Annotated in this window: 15 protein-coding genes; 4 read left to right on the forward strand and 11 right to left on the reverse strand. The window is 60.7% G+C overall.

What is annotated here, in order from left to right:
* Positions 1 to 135 precede the first annotated feature (135 nt).
* The 4 genes from dnaX (at position 136) to recR (ending at position 4,537) form a co-directional block, all read left to right on the forward strand.
* Positions 136 to 2,217, forward strand: a complete 2,082-nt coding sequence (gene dnaX / locus DOCECA_RS05470; RefSeq protein ID WP_434650494.1) for a DNA polymerase III subunit gamma/tau — start codon at positions 136 to 138, stop codon at positions 2,215 to 2,217.
* A 64-nt stretch (positions 2,218 to 2,281) separates the two neighbouring features.
* Positions 2,282 to 2,620, forward strand: a complete 339-nt coding sequence (locus tag DOCECA_RS05475) for a YbaB/EbfC family nucleoid-associated protein (RefSeq protein WP_003183512.1) — start codon at positions 2,282 to 2,284, stop codon at positions 2,618 to 2,620.
* A 219-nt stretch (positions 2,621 to 2,839) separates the two neighbouring features.
* Complete coding sequence (locus DOCECA_RS05480) at positions 2,840 to 3,868, forward strand: NADP-dependent oxidoreductase (RefSeq protein WP_445571570.1); 1,029 nt, start codon at positions 2,840 to 2,842, stop codon at positions 3,866 to 3,868.
* Between the two features lie 66 nt (positions 3,869 to 3,934).
* Positions 3,935 to 4,537 (forward strand): recombination mediator RecR, encoded by a 603-nt coding sequence (recR, locus tag DOCECA_RS05485; protein WP_445571571.1) that lies wholly within the window; start codon positions 3,935 to 3,937, stop codon positions 4,535 to 4,537.
* A 130-nt stretch (positions 4,538 to 4,667) separates the two neighbouring features.
* Here recR and DOCECA_RS05490 read toward each other — a convergent pair whose 3' ends face one another.
* The 11 genes from DOCECA_RS05490 to DOCECA_RS05540 form a co-directional block, all read right to left on the reverse strand.
* Positions 4,668 to 5,216, reverse strand: coding sequence for an adenine phosphoribosyltransferase (locus DOCECA_RS05490; RefSeq protein ID WP_420764720.1), 549 nt, complete (start codon positions 5,214 to 5,216; stop codon positions 4,668 to 4,670).
* A gap of 75 nt (positions 5,217 to 5,291) precedes the next feature.
* On the reverse strand, positions 5,292 to 6,026 hold the full coding sequence (gene fnr, locus DOCECA_RS05495) for a fumarate/nitrate reduction transcriptional regulator Fnr (protein ID WP_420764719.1): 735 nt from the start codon (positions 6,024 to 6,026) through the stop codon (positions 5,292 to 5,294).
* Positions 6,027 to 6,120: 94 nt separating this feature from the next.
* Positions 6,121 to 7,503 carry an oxygen-independent coproporphyrinogen III oxidase gene (gene hemN / locus DOCECA_RS05500; RefSeq protein WP_445571572.1) on the reverse strand — a complete coding sequence of 461 codons (1,383 nt, stop codon included), beginning with the start codon at positions 7,501 to 7,503 and terminating at the stop codon, positions 6,121 to 6,123.
* A 118-nt stretch (positions 7,504 to 7,621) separates the two neighbouring features.
* Positions 7,622 to 8,305, reverse strand: coding sequence for a sulfite exporter TauE/SafE family protein (locus DOCECA_RS05505; protein ID WP_434563238.1), 684 nt, complete (start codon positions 8,303 to 8,305; stop codon positions 7,622 to 7,624).
* Complete coding sequence (ccoS, locus tag DOCECA_RS05510; protein WP_420764716.1) at positions 8,298 to 8,516, reverse strand: cbb3-type cytochrome oxidase assembly protein CcoS; 219 nt, start codon at positions 8,514 to 8,516, stop codon at positions 8,298 to 8,300. Before ccoS ends, DOCECA_RS05505 begins: the two co-directional genes overlap by 8 nt.
* Before the next feature lie 24 nt (positions 8,517 to 8,540).
* Complete coding sequence (locus tag DOCECA_RS05515; protein WP_445571573.1) at positions 8,541 to 10,991, reverse strand: heavy metal translocating P-type ATPase; 2,451 nt, start codon at positions 10,989 to 10,991, stop codon at positions 8,541 to 8,543.
* A gap of 20 nt (positions 10,992 to 11,011) precedes the next feature.
* Entirely contained in the window at positions 11,012 to 11,551 is a 540-nt protein-coding gene (locus DOCECA_RS05520) for a FixH family protein (protein ID WP_420764714.1), read from the reverse strand.
* Positions 11,552 to 11,562: 11 nt separating this feature from the next.
* Positions 11,563 to 12,978: a cytochrome c oxidase accessory protein CcoG gene (gene ccoG / locus DOCECA_RS05525; protein WP_445571574.1), complete on the reverse strand. Its 1,416-nt coding sequence runs from the start codon at positions 12,976 to 12,978 to the stop codon at positions 11,563 to 11,565.
* 357 nt (positions 12,979 to 13,335) lie between these two features.
* Complete coding sequence (locus DOCECA_RS05530; RefSeq protein ID WP_434563244.1) at positions 13,336 to 13,806, reverse strand: hypothetical protein; 471 nt, start codon at positions 13,804 to 13,806, stop codon at positions 13,336 to 13,338.
* Between the two features lie 496 nt (positions 13,807 to 14,302).
* Positions 14,303 to 14,662, reverse strand: a complete 360-nt coding sequence (locus tag DOCECA_RS05535) for a DUF6124 family protein (protein ID WP_434563246.1) — start codon at positions 14,660 to 14,662, stop codon at positions 14,303 to 14,305.
* Between the two features lie 505 nt (positions 14,663 to 15,167).
* The gene (locus tag DOCECA_RS05540) at positions 15,168 to 15,779 is read right to left on the reverse strand and encodes a hypothetical protein (protein ID WP_445571575.1); all 612 of its coding nucleotides are present in this window, start codon (positions 15,777 to 15,779) and stop codon (positions 15,168 to 15,170) included.
* Between the last annotated feature and the right edge of the window lie 57 nt (positions 15,780 to 15,836).

Raw genomic sequence — 15,836 nt, forward strand, 5'->3', positions numbered from 1 at the left:
CTGACTGTACAAAAAACTGTCGACAACCGAGCTGCTGAACCTAGCTTAGCCAGATTAGACGAGCGCACCGGATGCAATTTCGTCCCTGCTCCGCTAGCATTAGCCGCTTATGTTCCTTCGTTGCGACGGTTTTCGATGAGTTATCAGGTTCTTGCACGTAAATGGCGTCCGCGCTCGTTCCGCGAAATGGTCGGCCAGACCCATGTGCTCAAGGCTCTGATCAATGCCTTGGACAGCCAGCGGCTGCACCATGCCTATCTGTTCACCGGTACCCGCGGCGTAGGCAAGACCACCATTGCGCGGATCATCGCCAAGTGCGTGAACTGTGAAACCGGTATTACGTCGACGCCTTGCGGCGAATGTTCTGTCTGCCGGGAAATCGACGAAGGTCGTTTCGTCGACCTGATCGAAATCGACGCCGCCAGCCGCACCAAGGTCGAGGATACCCGCGAGCTGCTCGACAACGTGCAGTACGCCCCGAGCCGTGGGCGCTTCAAGGTCTACCTGATCGACGAAGTGCACATGCTCTCCAGCCATTCCTTCAATGCGCTGCTCAAGACTCTCGAAGAACCGCCGCCCTACGTCAAATTCATCCTGGCGACCACCGATCCGCAGAAACTTCCCGCAACGATTTTGTCGCGCTGCTTGCAGTTCTCTCTGAAGAACATGACGCCGGAACGGGTCGTCGAGCACCTGACCCATGTGCTGGGCGTGGAGAACGTGCCGTTCGAGGACGATGCGCTGTGGCTGCTGGGACGAGCCGCCGACGGTTCGATGCGTGACGCCATGAGCCTGACCGACCAGGCCATTGCCTTCGGCGAAGGCAAGGTCATGGCCGCCGAGGTGCGCGCCATGCTGGGCACCCTCGATCACGGCCAGGTCTACGACGTTTTGACTGCGCTGATCGAAGGGGACGCAAAGGCATTGCTCGAAGCGGTGCGTCACCTGGCCGAGCAGGGGCCGGACTGGAATGGCGTGCTCTCGGAGATTCTCAACGTGCTGCACCGTGTCGCCATCGCCCAGGCCTTGCCCGAGGGGGTCGACAACGGCCATGGCGACCGGGACCGCGTGTTGGCTTTGGCCCAGGCGCTGCCGGCCGAAGACGTACAGTTTTATTACCAGATGGGCCTGATCGGCCGTCGCGACCTGCCACTGGCACCGGATCCGCGCGGCGGCTTCGAGATGGTGCTGCTGCGAATGCTTGCGTTCCGGCCGGCCGATACCGCGGACGCCCCGAGACAAGCGCTAAAGCCAGTGGGGATCAGCCAGGCCACAGCTGATTCCGCCAAGCCAGTGGCTGCCACGCCCGTTGTTGCGTCGGCAGCGGCTCCTGCTCCTACGGCGGTGGCGCCCGCAGCCCAGCCGATTCCGGCCCCGGCGCCTGTTGTCGTCACGCCTGAGCCAGAGCCCGAACCGGTCGTCGAGGCGCTCCCCGAGCCCGTCGCCGAAGAAGTCATCGACCTGCCTTGGAACGACCCGGTCGAGCCGCAAGTTGTCCAGCAACCCGCCGTCGAGCCCGTTTTGGAAACCATCGCCGAGCAGCCCGAGTTGCCGCCGATGCCCCTGCCGACACCCGACAGCGTGGTGCCCGATGCACCCGAGTGGGTGGCTGCGCCAATGCCGGAGCCGACGGTGGCCGACGTCGAGGTCGCGACGCCGGGCATCGATCTGGACGATGAGCCGCCGCTGGACGAGGACTACATCGAGCCGGACATCGATTCGGCCTACAGCTACCTGGACGACCTGGCCAGCGAACATGCCGCCGAACCGGCACCGGAGCCAGAACCTGAACCGGCGGCAATGCCCGCCACTGGGCTGGCCCTGCAATGGCTGGAGCTGTTCCCCAAGCTGCAGATCAGTGGCATGACCGGTAGCATCGCCGCCAACTGCACCTTGATCTCGGTCGAGGGCGACCATTGGCTGCTGCACCTGGATCCGGCCCACAGCGCGCTGTTCAACGCAACCCAACAGCGTCGCCTCAACGATGCGCTGAACCAGTACCACCAGCGCACTCTCACGTTGACCATCGAGCTGATCAAGCCCGAGCAGGAAACCCCGGCTCAGGCCGCGTCCCGGCGCCGCGCCGACCGTCAGCGCGAAGCCGAGGAATCGATCCAGAACGATCCGTTCATCCAACAGATGATGCAACAGTTCGGCGCCGTGGTCCGTCACGATACTATCGAACCTGTCGAGGCCCCGGTCACCCAGGGCTCATAACTGAAGGCGCCGGGCCGGGCAGGCCGGGCGCGTTGTTTATCCAAGTACTTTCGAGGTGATTACCATGATGAAAGGTGGCATGGCCGGCCTGATGAAGCAGGCGCAGCAGATGCAGGAAAAAATGGCCAAGATGCAGGAAGAGCTGGCCAACGCTGAAGTCACCGGCAAATCCGGTGGCGACATGGTGACGGTGGTCATGACCGGTCGCCACGATATCAAGCGCGTCAGCATCGACCCGAGCGTGGTCGAAGGCCTGAGCGAAGACGACAAGGAAATGCTCGAAGCCCTGTTCGCCGCCGCCGTCAACGACGCAGTGCGCAAGATCGAAGCGAACAGCCAGGACAAGATGTCCGGCATGACCGCTGGCATGCAGCTGCCGCCGGGCATGAAACTGCCGTTCTGATTCGCCATCGCGCTCGGGATGGGCTACACACAATGCCAGGCATCGCGCCTGGCATTTTTGTTTCTGGCAGGAGCAATGGGGTCTCTGTTCGACTGCTTTCGTCGGAACGCCGTCCGGAGCAGGCTGCACCGTGCTATCCCGGCATAAACATCGAACGCGCCCCCAAGGCAATGGTCTGCTCCCTATACGTGTACGCTCAACGAACTAGGAGACGCCTCCATGTCATCGATTTCCAATCAGCGCATCGTGCTGGCCTCGCGCCCCCAAGGTGCGCCAACCCCTGAAAACTTTCGACTTGAACACGTGACGTTGCCCGATCTTGCCGAAGGACAAATCCTGCTCAAGACGCTCTTCCTGTCACTGGACCCTTACATGCGCGGGCGCATGAGTGACGCGCCTTCCTACGCTGCGCCGGTGCAGATCGATGAGGTGATGACCGGTGGTGCCGTCAGCCGCGTAGAGCGCTCGATGCATCCAAAATTCCAAGAGGGTGATCTGGTGGTGGGGGCCACGGGTTGGCAGAGCCACTGCATCAGCGATGGCCGCAATGTCATTCCGATCCCTTCCGGCTTGCCCAGCCCCTCGATGGCGCTGGGGGTGTTGGGGATGCCGGGCATGACGGCCTACATGGGGTTGATGGACATTGGCCAGCCCAAGGCCGGGGAAACCCTGGTCGTGGCGGCGGCGTCGGGCGCCGTGGGCTCCGTGGTTGGCCAGGTGGCGAAGATCAAGGGCTTGCGGGTGGTGGGGGTGGCCGGCGGTGGCGAAAAATGCAAGTACGTGGTCGATGAACTGGGTTTCGACGCCTGTATTGACCATAAAAGCGCGAATTTCGCCGAAGAGCTTGCCAGGGCTTGCGATCAAGGTATCGATATCTATTACGAAAACGTCGGCGGCAAGGTCTTCGATGCGGTCGTGCCGCTGCTCAACGCCAAGGCGCGCGTCCCGCTTTGCGGCTTGATCGCATCCTACAATGATCATCAGCCGCCAAGTGGCCCGGATCGCCTGCCGCAACTACAACGCACGCTGTTGACCAAGCGCGTGCGCATCCAGGGTTTCATCGTGTTCGATGATTACGGTGATCGCCAGCCGGAATTCATCAGCGCCATGGCGCCTTGGGTGCGCGATGGCAAGGTCAAGTTCCGCGAGGACGTGGTCGACGGTCTTGAAAATGCGCCCCAGGCTTTCATCGGCATGTTGGAGGGGCGAAATTTCGGCAAGTTGGTGGTGCGAGTAGCGCGCGATTGAGTATTTGACGCTAATCGGAGGCGCGGGTATAAACCGCGTCTCGTTGTTATGTCGGACGTTTCCCCCATGAGCTTCAGCCCTTTGATCCGCCAACTGATCGATGCCCTGCGAACCTTGCCAGGCGTGGGTCAGAAAACCGCCCAGCGCATGGCGTTGCAACTGCTCGAGCGTGATCGCAGCGGCGGCTCTCGCCTGGCCCAGGCGTTGAGCCAGGCCATGGAAGGTGTCGGGCATTGTCGCCAGTGCCGCACCCTGACCGAGGACGATCTTTGCCCGCAATGCGCCGACCCGCGACGGGAAGACAGCCTGCTCTGCGTGGTCGAGGGGCCTATGGATGTCTATGCGGTGGAGCAGACCGGCTTTCGCGGCCGTTACTTTGTGCTCAAGGGGCACTTGTCACCGCTCGACGGCCTGGGGCCTGAAGCCATCGGCATCCCGCAGTTGATGGCGCGGATCGAGGAGGCGGGCACGTTTACCGAAGTCATCCTCGCCACCAACCCGACGGTCGAAGGCGAAGCCACTGCGCATTACATAGCCCAACTGCTCAGCAACAAAGGCCTGGTCGCCTCCCGCATCGCCCATGGCGTGCCGTTGGGTGGGGAGCTTGAGTTGGTGGACGGCGGGACGCTGGCGCATTCGTTTGCCGGGCGCAAGCCAATCGCGTTGTAGCCGCAACACGAATCCCTTGTGGGAGCGAGCCTGCTCGCGATAGCGGTGTGTCAGCCAGTATAGGTATTGACAGATCTACCGCCATCGCGAGCAGGCTCGCTCCCACAATGGGTTATGTGATTTGGCCAGGTTATTTTTCGCTGAGGGAGAACTGCGTCAGGCAGAACGTCGGGATGCCCATGTCTTCCAGGCGCTGGGAGCCGAGCAGTTCCGGCAAGTCGATGATCGCCGCGGCTTCATGGACCCTGGCGCCCATGCGGCGGATCAGGTTGGCGGCGGCGATCAACGTTCCGCCAGTGGCGATCAGGTCATCGAACATCACCACCGAATCCCCTTCGCACAGGCTGTCGGCGTGCACTTCAAGAAAGGCTTCGCCGTACTCGGTCTGGTAACCCTCGGCCAGTACGTCGGCTGGCAGCTTGCCCTGTTTGCGAAACAACACCAGCGGCTTGTTCAGCTGATAGGCCAGGATGGAGCCGATCAGGAAACCCCGGGCATCCATCGCGCCGATATGCGTGAACTCGGCCTCGACATAGCGATGGGCGAAGCTGTCCATGACCAGCCGCAGGGCAGTGGGCGACTGGAACAGCGGAGTGATATCGCGAAAGATCACGCCTGGCTTGGGGAAGTCGATCACGGGGCGGATCAGGGATTTGATGTCGAAGGAGTCGAAGACCATCGTCGAGGTGTCCTGGCTGGCTGCAAACGCGGCAGTATAGCGCGACGGGGCGAAAGCCTCAGCCGCGCGAGTGCGTCAGCCTTCGACCGAGCCGCCGGCCAGGGCGCAGAGCTGGATCGGGTCGAGAATATGAATTTCCTTGCCTTCGGCTGCGATCAACGCGTTCTGTTGGAAGCGGGTGAACACCCTGGACACGGTTTCCACGGCCAGGCCCAGGTAGTTGCCCATTTCATTGCGGGACATGCTCAAGCGAAACTGATTGGCCGAAAACCCGCGGGCGCGAAAACGCGCCGAGAGATTGACCAGGAACGTGGCGATGCGTTCGTCGGCGGTTTTCTTCGAAAGCAACAGCATCATTTGCTGGTCGTCACGAATTTCCCGGCTCATCACCCGCATCAATTGTCGACGCAGTTGCGGCAGCTGCACCGCCAGCTCATCGAGACGATCAAAAGGAATTTCGCACACCGAAGTGGTCTCCAGTGCCTGGGCCGAGACCGGGTGGGTCTCGGTGTCCATGCCCGACAGGCCCACAAGCTCGCTGGGCAGATGGAAACCGGTGAGCTGCTCTTCGCCACCGTCGCTCAGGTTGAACGTCTTCAGGGCGCCCGAGCGCACTGCGTAAACCGAGTCGAAGCCATCGCCCTGGCGAAACAGGAACTCACCTTTTTTCAGCGGCCGTCCCCGTTTGACGATGTCATCCAGCGCGTCCATGTCCTCCAGATTCAACGAAAGTGGCAGGCATAGAGGGGCCAGGCTGCAATCCTTGCAATGGGCCTGGCTGTGAGCGCGGGATTTGACTGGCTCGGACATTTCTTAAATCCTTGTGGGAAAACACACATAAGACGTAAGGGTAACCCAGCGCACAAACTCCGGCCAGTGCGGTGTCCCCGTCAAAGTGTCGCGCTCAGATGACCCGGGAAAAACATTGGCGGTTTTGTTGCTGCAGATAACCGTCGAAGACCATGCAGACAGAACGCACCAGCAGGCGCCCCGCAGGCAGTACGTTGATATGGGTCTGCGTCAATTCGAGCAGCCCATCGGCTGCCATCGTCTGTAGTTGCGGCCATAAAGAGCCAAAATAACCGCGCAAGTCGACATTGAAGTCTCGCTCTATCTCGGCGAACGCCAGCGAGAAATGGCAGATCAACTGCTGGATCACGGCGCGTCGCAAACGGTCGTCGGCGTTGCACACCAGCCCGCGGCTGGTTGCCAGTTGCCCGTCGGCAAGGGTGTTCTGGTAGTGGGTCAGGTCGCTGCTGTTCTGGCAGTACAAATCGCCGACCTGGCTGATGGCTGACACGCCGAGGCCGATCAGGTCGCAATGCCCATGGGTGGTGTAGCCTTGGAAGTTGCGCTGCAGGGTCGCTTCTTCTTGGGCGATCGCCAGTTCGTCGTCGGGGAGGGCGAAGTGGTCCATGCCGATGTAGCGATAACCGGCGGCGGTCAGCTGTTCGATGGTGCCTTGCAGCATGGCCAGTTTCTGCACCGGGGTAGGCAGGTCCTGGCCATCGATCCGCCGCTGCGGCATGAAGCGCTCCGGCAGGTGGGCGTAATTGAAAACCGAGAGACGGTCCGGTTGCAGGCTGATGACTTCTTCGACCGTGCGCGCGAAGTTTTCCGGCGTTTGTTGGGGCAAGCCATAGATCAGGTCGATGTTGATCGAGCGGAACTGCAAGGTCCGGGCGGCTTCGATCACCGCCCGGGTTTCTTCGAGGCTCTGCAGGCGATTGACGGCTCGCTGCACGGCAGGGTCGAGGTCTTGCAGCCCGATGCTGACCCGGTTGAAGCCCAGCTCCCGCAGCAGGCCCATGGTTGACCAGTCGGCTTCCCGTGGATCGATTTCGATGCCGTAGTCGCCGGAATCGTCGTCCACCAGATTCATATGCTTGCGCAGGCTGGCCATGAGTTGGCGCAGCTCGTCGTGGCTCAGGAACGTCGGCGTGCCACCGCCCAGGTGCAGTTGTTCCACGCGTTGGGAAGGGGCCAGATGGCAGCCGATCAGTTGGATTTCCTGCTCCAGGCGTCGCAGGTAGGTGTGGGCACGACCGCGATCCTTGGTAATGACTTTATTGCAGGCGCAGTAGTAGCAGATGTTCGCGCAAAACGGCACGTGCACGTACAGCGACAGTGGCCTGTGTGCCTTGCGGCTGTCGCGCAGGGCGTGGAGCAGGTCGAAGGTGCCCACCTGGCCGGCGAACTGTGCCGCAGTAGGATAAGAGGTGTAGCGTGGTCCCGCCAGGTCGTAGCGGCGGATGAGGTCTGAGTCCCAACGGATGGCGTCGAGCATGCGGGCGTTCCCCGGATAGGCTGGCATGGTCGCGAGTCTAGGGGGGCGTGGAAAAGGGCGTGTTGATTTGCGTCAACAGCGAATGAGTGTGGTCGATGATGGCCTCATCGCGACTCGGTCAATGACCCATGAGCCAATGCTGATGCGGCCCCGGCAGTGTCCAGATGCCGAAGACGATCACCAACAACCCACCGGCCATGCGCACGCTGCGTTTACGCAACAGGGCGGTGACACGCTCGGCCGCCAGGCCAGTGGCGAGGAGCACCGGCCAGGTACCCAGGCCGAAGGCGAGCATCAATAGCGCGCTGTCCAGCGCATTGCCCTGGCTGGCGGACCAGAGAAGGGTGCTGTAGACCAACCCGCATGGCAGCCACCCCCACAGCGCGCCGAGCAGCAAGGCCCGTGGCAGGCTTGATACCGGCAGCAGGCGGTTGGCGACGGGTTGGATGTGTCGCCACAAGCCCCGGCCGATCCCCTCGATACGGGTCAGGCCGCTCCACCATCCGGCGAGATACAGGCCCATGGCGATCAGCAGCAGACCGGCCAGCACCCGCATGATCATCGCCGCCGGGCTGTTGGCGACGGCCCAGCCGGCCAGTCCGATCAGCAAGCCCGCCGTGGCGTAACTCAGGATCCGCCCCAGGTTGTACGCCAGCAATAATCGAAAACGCCGGCTGCGCTGTTCTTTGGGAATCGCCAGGGTGAGGGCGCCCATCAGACCGCCGCACATGCCCAGGCAGTGGCCGCCGCCGAGCAGGCCGAGGATGACGGCCGATATCAACAGCGGCGCCAGATCAAGCATGGGGCGGCGCCTTGTCGTCCGGTTTCTGGGCCTCGCCGCTTGCTTCTTCCACCGCGGCCTTATGGTTCGGGTCTTGTTCGTCGAACAGGATGCTGTGGGCCGGGCCGTCGAGGTCGTCGTATTGGCCGCTGTCCACGGCCCAGAAGAATATGTAGACGGCGATCGCTACGATCAGCAGCGCGGCCGGAATCATTACGTAAAGAGCTGGCATGTCGGACCTCCATGCCCGCGCGGCTCAGGCCGGCTGCGGACGGGTATCGGGCGTGGCATCAAGAACCTGCACCTTGGGTTGGCGGGTCAGCCTCAGCGCGTTCAAGACCACGGTCAGCGAACTGATGGACATGCCGGCCGCAGCCCACACGGGTGTGATCCAGCCAAGGGCGGCGAACGGCAACATGAGGCCATTGTACAGCCCCGCCCAGACCAGGTTCTCGATGATGACCCGACGGGTGCGCCGGGCGAGGCTGAAGGCGTGAACCAGGGCCTCGAGGCGGTTGGACAGCAGTACCGCGTCGGCGCTGGTCTTGGCCAGGTCGGTGGCCGAGCCCATGGCGACGCTGATATCCGCCGCTGCCAGTACCGGCACATCGTTCACGCCGTCGCCGAGCACCAGCACCTTGCGGCCCTGTTGACGCAACTGCTGCAGCACGGCCAGCTTGTCATCCGGGCGCAGACCGCCGCGAGCCTCATCGATGCCCAGTCCGGCGGCAACGCTGGCGACCATCGGCGAGCTGTCGCCCGACAGCAAGAGCGTGCGCCAGCCCCGCGCCTTGCAGGCCGCGACAAGGGCCGGGGCATCGGTACGCAGACGGTCGTCGAGGACAAACCAGGCCAGCGGCCCGGCATCATCCCCCAGCAACAGCCATTGCCCAGGTTCGTCCGGCATCACCGGTACGGTGGCGCCACTCGGGTCGCAGACAAAGCCGGGATGGCCGATGCGCAATCGCTGTTCCCCCACCAAGCCCTCAAGCCCAAGTCCCGGAAAACTCTGCACATTCTCAGCGGCCAGTGGCGCCCGGCCGAAGGCGCGGGCAATCGGGTGTTCGGAGCGATTCTCCAAGGCCGCGGCCAAGGCCAGGCACTGATCGCTGTCGAGCGCCGCCAGGGGGCGGATGGCGCGCAACGCCAAGCGGCCTTCGGTAAGGGTGCCGGTCTTGTCGAAAATCACCGTGTCGATCTGGTTCAGGCCTTCCAATACATGGCCGCGGGTCAGCAACAATCCGAGTTTGTGCAGGGTGCCGGTGGCTGCGGTGAGTGCGGTTGGCGTCGCCAGGGACAGCGCGCAAGGGCAGGTCGCGACGAGCATCGCCAGGACGATCCAGAAAGCGCGCGAAGCATCCAGATGCCACCACAACAGGCCGATGGCGGAGGCGGCAACCAGAGAGAACAGCAGGAACCATTGGGCGGCGCGGTCGGCGATTTCCGCCAGGCGCGGTTTCTCGCCTTGGGCGCGTTCCAGCAGGCGGACGATGGCGGACAAACGAGTGTCCTGCCCCAAGGCCAATACCTGAACGGTCAGCGCGCCCTCGACGTTCAGCGTGCCCGCCGTGACTGCATCGCCGGCCTGGCGGGGTTGCGGCAGGTATTCACCGGTCAGCAGCGATTCGTCGACGCTGGACTGCCCTTCGAGAATCCTGCCGTCGGCGGGCAGGATAGCCCCGGGCTGCACCAGCACCCGGTCGCCCGTATGCAGTTCGCTGAGCAGGATGCGCTCGCTCTGGCCGTCATCCGCCAGGCGCAGGCACGAGGCCGGCAACAGGTTCACCAATTGGGCGGTGGCCGCAGCGGTGCGTTCCCGAGCCCGGCGTTCCAGGTAGCGGCCGGCCAGCAGGAACAGGGCGAACATGCCGACGGCATCGAAATACAACTCGCCGACACCGGTAATGGAGGTCCAGATGCCGGCAATGTACGCGCCACCGATGGCCAGGGAGACTGAAACGTCCATCGTCAGGTGGCGAGTGCGCAGGTCACGCATGGCACCCTTGAAAAAAGGTGCGCAGCTGTAGAACACAATGGGCGTTGTCAGGAATAGCGCGACCCAGCGCAGGATGGTGTGCATCTCCGGGCTCAGGTCGATGTTGAATTCCGGCCAGGTGGCCATGGTCGCCATCATCGCCTGGAACCAAAGCAAGCCAGCCACGCCCAGCTGGCGCAGGGCCAGACGGTTTTGCGCGGCGAGCTGTTCGCAAGCCTGGTCGGCCTGGTACGGGTGCGCGGCGTAGCCGATCTGGCGCAATTGCGCGAGCAGGGTGCTCAGCGGCAATTGGGCGTCGGCCCAGCGGACGTGCAGGCGATGGTTGGACAGGTTCAGTCGCGCCTCGGCCACCGCTGGCAAAGCGCGCAGGTGCTTTTCGATCAGCCAGCCACAGGCAGCGCAACTGATGCCTTCCATCAGCAGGGTGGTTTCGCAAAGCTCGCCTTCATGGCGAACGAACGATTGCTGCACGTCAGGGCGATCGTACAGCGCCAGTTCTTCGGTCAGCTGCACCGGCAGGGACTGGGGGTTGGCCGATGCTTCACTGCGATGCTGGTAATAGCTTTCCAAACCGCCGGCCACAATCGCTTCGGCCACCGCCTGGCAACCCGGGCAGCACAGCTCGCGGGTTTCACCGAGGACAACGGCGGTGAAGCGACTGCCGGGCGGGACGGGCAGGGCGCAGTGGTAGCAGGGCCGTGGGGTGGTCATGGTTGCTGCATAAAAGCGGCTTATTTCTTCAGGTCTTCAGCGCCTTGCAGCGGTTCATCACCGAGCAAGATGGCCTGTTCGTGGTTGATCTGCTCTTCTTCGAACAAGCGCCAGGTCTTCTCGTTCTGCGCCCCCAGCAGTTCGACAAAGCGCCGGCCTTCGACCTTGTCTGCCAATTGGCCAACGTAGCGCCCAGGTTCGCTGTCGTTGCGGGTCAGGACGATCTTGCGGTCCTTCTCCGGCTGGGTGGGTGAGATCAGGCTCAGTTCGAGGGTCTGGGGACGGCTGTTGCCGTCCAGGCGCAGGTTGACTTCCCCGGTGAGGTCGTCCAGCTGCACATTGGCATGCAATTGCAGGGTCTGGGCCAGCAGTTCGCGCTCCAGGGAGCGGTTGATGCCTTTACCGGCTTCGTAGTAGTTGTCGTTGACCAGGTTATCCGGGTTGTTCACCGCGATGGTCACCATGGTCAGGCTCAGCGTTACCGAGCAGGCAAGGATACCGATGATGATCCACGGCCAGAGGTGCTTGTACCAAGGGCTGGTGGCAGTTGCTGCAGGCATGTTCATTTCTCTCAACGAGTCTGTGGGCCGATGAACCGGCTCTTGGCTTCAACATGGACGCTTTCGTCATCGGCATCCTTGAGGATGAAGGTCACCTCGTTGGTGCTCGATGGCAATTGTTCAGGTGCGCTGGACAATTCGACCGGCTGGCTGTAGATCTCGCCGGCGGCGACCTTGATTTCCCGTCGGCCTTCGAGCTTGAGATCAGGCAGGCCGGCGGCTTCCAGGACGTACGTATGGTCGCGTTGGTCCTTGTTCATGATCTTCAGGCTGTAGACGTTCTCGATCCGGCCTTCGGCGTTCTCGCGGTACAGCACGCGGTCCTTGCTGACGTCGAAACCCACCAGCGAACGCATGAAAAACGCCGTTACCAGCAAGCTGATCATGGCCAGCAGCACCAAGGCGTAGCCGATCAGGCGCGGGCGCAGTTTATGGGTTTTTTGCCCCGAGAGGTTGTGTTCGGTGGTGTAGCTGATCAGCCCGCGCGGATAATCCATCTTGTCCATGATGTTGTCGCAGGCATCTATGCAGGCTGCGCAGCCGATACACTCGATCTGCAAGCCGTCGCGGATGTCGATGCCGGTGGGGCAGACCTGGACGCACATGGTGCAGTCGATGCAATCGCCGAGGCCCAGGGCCTTGTAATCGATGCCTTTCTTGCGCGGGCCACGGCTTTCACCGCGACGCGGGTCATAGGAAACGATCAAGGTGTCTTTGTCGAACATCACGCTCTGGAAGCGGGCGTAAGGGCACATGTAGATGCACACTTGTTCACGCAGCCAGCCGGCATTGCCGTAAGTGGCCAAGGTGAAGAATCCGACCCAGAAATACGACCAGCCATCGGCCTGGCCGGTGAAGAACTCGAACACCAGTTCGCGGATCGGGGTGAAGTAACCGACGAAGGTCATGCCGGTGACGAAACCGATCAGTAGCCACAGGCTGTGCTTGGCGAATTTGCGCAGGAATTTATTGGCGCTCATGGACGTCTTGTCGAGCTTGATGCGCTGGTTGCGGTCGCCTTCGGTGATCTTTTCGCACCACATGAAGATCCAGGTCCAGACGCTTTGCGGGCAGGTGTAGCCGCACCAGACGCGCCCGGCATACACCGTTATGAAAAACAGGCCGAAGGCGGCGATGATCAGCATGCCGGAGAGGAGGATGAAGTCCTGGGGCCAGAAGGTTGCACCAAAAATAAAGAATTTGCGTTCAGGCAGGTTCCACCAGACGGCCTGGTGACCGCCCCAATTCAGCCAGACCGTGCCGAAATACAGCAGGAACAGAAACCCCCCGCCAACCATTCGCAGGTTGCGGAACAGGCCCGTGAAGGCGCGGGTGTAGATTTTCTCCCGAGAGGCGTACAGGTCGACGCTTTTGTTGGCGTCTTTGGCAGGCGGGGTAACGTCATGTACCGGAATCTGGTTGCTCATCAATTGCATCCCACGGCAGTGGAAAAATGCCGAGGCCAGTACGTGCCGACCACGGTCAGAAAGGGTGTTGCAGTGGCGCAATGATACGCCTGTCGCTCTGGCTCAAGGGTGCGACCTTTGGTCGCGTTGGGTGTCCGGGCTGAATGGTGTAGCGGATGTAACAAGTCATGACCTGGATCAATTGACTATAGACAGAGCATGGCATTGGCGGAGATTGGATGGGGGCGGCTTCGCCGCCCAGCGGGAACAAGCTCCCTCGTCAGGGGATCTGCGTTTCGCCTCAAATCTTGTGCTCAGCCAGCGTTCCGCGCTGCCTCTTTCTAGCTGGCATTCAGACGGATAATTTGATGGTTTATGTTATTGCGGTTTATGAAGCCAGGAAGAAAAGTCGGATATGTAAATTTCATCCAGCGTTAGCGTCGGCGGTATGTTTTCGATGCTGTCAGCTATCTCGTCATAAGGTGTTGGCAAGACGTAGCAGAAGCCAAAATCCTCGTTGAGGATTATGATGCCATTAAATATGCGCTGGCGTTCGGTCAGCTTCTTTATCTGGTCAAAAGGCATCCCTGTGGAAAGCGTATGTTCGTAAAGCCCTTTGTATCGCGCGTTGCAACCGATTGAAAAAATTGTTCCGTCAGGAAGGGTTGAGAGGGTGAGCGTACTATCGATTACGTACGCTGTTCTAGTTTCACCGTCAGGTAGCGTGTAGCTCTTTATCTCGACTTTATGATGCTCATAGAGCTCATTCATATAGGTCGAGATATTGTCTTGCAATAAAATGTTCGCAATTGAATGCTTGGATTTTATGTCGGCTGCAAAATCAATCATTTAAGTTCCACCGTTCATTAGCGTGCCGTTTACGTATACGGGTCAGTCTTTTATGAGGGTCATAATTTTTAAAGTCACTATGTCCAATCCTGCCGAATACAACATCTTCACCGGCTTTATTGACTTTATAGACCTTCCAATAATCATTTCCATGGACGTTGGGCTGGGTAGGGCTGCCGCCTGGATGGTAGTCAAGCTTGTAGATGGCTCCGGATTTTGTACTGCGCACATACTGGACGTGCTGAATCGCATCTGGCCGAGGGCGTCGTAGGCGAAGCTCAGGGTTTGCACGTCGCCTTGCAGGTTGGTGAGGGCGGGTTACACGCTTGCTTTTGAGGTGTAGGCGATCCGTGGCGAGGGAGCTTGCTCCCGCTCGGCGGCGCAGCCGTCGTAAACCGGCTGATGCGGTGTGTCTGTAGGGATGCGCCGGTCTGTTTTGGGGCGGCTTCGCCACCCAGCGGGAGCAAGCTTCCTCGCCACGGAGGTGGTGTAGCAGCTAGCGTGGATCGACGTTATCCAGTACACGGCTGGCCAGCATTGAACTCAGTTCGATCAATTGCTGGATGCCGAGGGCGATGTGGCGGCGGGGGCCTTCGAGGTCGAAGGCTAGGTTGCTGATCATCGCGTCAGCGGATGCCAGGTTTTCGCTGAGGTTAGCGAGCAGGCATTCGTTGTCGGCGTTTTTTGCCACGATGAAGAGCAGGTCCGGTTTGGATGCATCTTCGGACTTTTCCGGTTTCGGTAGCAGGTAGTAATCCAAGGCGCGCTTTTCTGCTTCGTCTTGTTTCTTCGTTTTGGATTGAGTGGACGCAGAGATGCGCTCTGTTTCGGGGGGATTCGGTGTAATTTTGAACATGGTGCAGCTCCTTTCGTAAGAGGAACCATCACCGTCTGCCGCCAAGCAGGTGGGGTGACGGGTTACGCAAGGTTGGCGGACCGGCACGAAAGGAACCCGGCATCCCCGAAGGGATCCTTGCGCAACCCGCCATAACATAGGAGTGCCAAATGCCAGAGACATTGCAATCATATTGGGGGCTGTTGCGCCTTTCGTGTACCGGGCCGCCAAGCCCGACCACTGATGGGCAGTGGCAGGGAAACGATAGAACCCATGGGCAAGGCGCACAAGCGGGCGGATTCTGGCGTAGTTGTAGGCAATGGCGCAAGGATTCGTAGCTTGTCGGAAGCATTGCGCAGGGAGAATAAACAAGCCTTCGTAATGCCCTGGATTCGGTGCGAGGGAGCTTGCTTTCGCTCGGTGGCGCAGCGTTTTTTCTGTAGGAATGCGCCTGCCTTTTTGGGGCTGCTGTGCAGCCCAGCAAGGGCAAGCTCCCTCGCCACGGGAATTTGCGCTTAACCTGCGCCTAGTAGTTTTTCGCAAGCGGCAAGTCGAACTGCTTGTTTCCGAATATTGATTTAGTGGCCAGAGCGTTCTTGAGCAAATCCGAATCCAGGCTCAGATTATTTTTGTGCGCTGCAAAGACAATCGTCAGGAATGGGAACGCATAGTTATCCGGCTCGGCCAACACGTCATCGATTAATGTGGGGGAGCCAAGAACGCTGTGCTCTGCCTTGGGCAGGTAAAATTTCTCGAGCCGTTCGCTTATTTTCTTGACGGTTGCGCTGATGGCTTGAGGGGACGGGGTCCTGATGATGCCGCCCGGCTCGTCACCGAATTGTTTTGCTTGCTCCGACAAGGAGCTCTTCGATAAAAACGATGCATTCAGCAGGCGGCTCTCGTAGGGCGGGGATTGCTCTTTGCAGAAGCTGAAGGCCTCGCAGGTATAGAGCTCCAACCCCGCGTAATAGCCGTCGGCCTTGGTTAGGTGTTGAACGTAGATTTCCCCAAATTTTTCCTTGGCAGCGAGCAGGCCAAGTTTGTTTTTGCTGGCCTTCAGGTCCAAGTGGGCTGACGTTGTTTGCTGCAGCGCCGCCAGTAGTTTCACTTCCAGATGCTTGCGAATTTCCATACTCATGGCGCAGACCTGAGCGAGCCTCGTGAGGCTATCGCTTCACGGGCTCGTGTGTAGACT

Source organism: Pseudomonas sp. E102, assembly GCF_052660185.1.

Bases quoted from the DNA above. Each gene is read 5' to 3' on its own strand.
- dnaX (WP_434650494.1), top strand. From the start codon at position 136: ATGAGTTATCAGGTTCTTGCACGTAAATGGCGTCCGCGCTCGTTCCGC.
- DOCECA_RS05475 (WP_003183512.1), top strand. From the start codon at position 2,282: ATGATGAAAGGTGGCATGGCCGGCCTGATGAAGCAGGCGCAGCAGATG.
- DOCECA_RS05480 (WP_445571570.1), top strand. From the start codon at position 2,840: ATGTCATCGATTTCCAATCAGCGCATCGTGCTGGCCTCGCGCCCCCAA.
- recR (WP_445571571.1), top strand. From the start codon at position 3,935: ATGAGCTTCAGCCCTTTGATCCGCCAACTGATCGATGCCCTGCGAACC.
- DOCECA_RS05490 (WP_420764720.1), bottom strand. From the start codon at position 5,216: ATGGTCTTCGACTCCTTCGACATCAAATCCCTGATCCGCCCCGTGATC.
- fnr (WP_420764719.1), bottom strand. From the start codon at position 6,026: ATGTCCGAGCCAGTCAAATCCCGCGCTCACAGCCAGGCCCATTGCAAG.
- hemN (WP_445571572.1), bottom strand. From the start codon at position 7,503: ATGCTCGACGCCATCCGTTGGGACTCAGACCTCATCCGCCGCTACGAC.
- DOCECA_RS05505 (WP_434563238.1), bottom strand. From the start codon at position 8,305: ATGCTTGATCTGGCGCCGCTGTTGATATCGGCCGTCATCCTCGGCCTG.
- ccoS (WP_420764716.1), bottom strand. From the start codon at position 8,516: ATGCCAGCTCTTTACGTAATGATTCCGGCCGCGCTGCTGATCGTAGCG.
- DOCECA_RS05515 (WP_445571573.1), bottom strand. From the start codon at position 10,991: ATGACCACCCCACGGCCCTGCTACCACTGCGCCCTGCCCGTCCCGCCC.
- DOCECA_RS05520 (WP_420764714.1), bottom strand. From the start codon at position 11,551: ATGCCTGCAGCAACTGCCACCAGCCCTTGGTACAAGCACCTCTGGCCG.
- ccoG (WP_445571574.1), bottom strand. From the start codon at position 12,978: ATGAGCAACCAGATTCCGGTACATGACGTTACCCCGCCTGCCAAAGAC.
- DOCECA_RS05530 (WP_434563244.1), bottom strand. From the start codon at position 13,806: ATGATTGATTTTGCAGCCGACATAAAATCCAAGCATTCAATTGCGAAC.
- DOCECA_RS05535 (WP_434563246.1), bottom strand. From the start codon at position 14,662: ATGTTCAAAATTACACCGAATCCCCCCGAAACAGAGCGCATCTCTGCG.
- DOCECA_RS05540 (WP_445571575.1), bottom strand. From the start codon at position 15,779: ATGAGTATGGAAATTCGCAAGCATCTGGAAGTGAAACTACTGGCGGCG.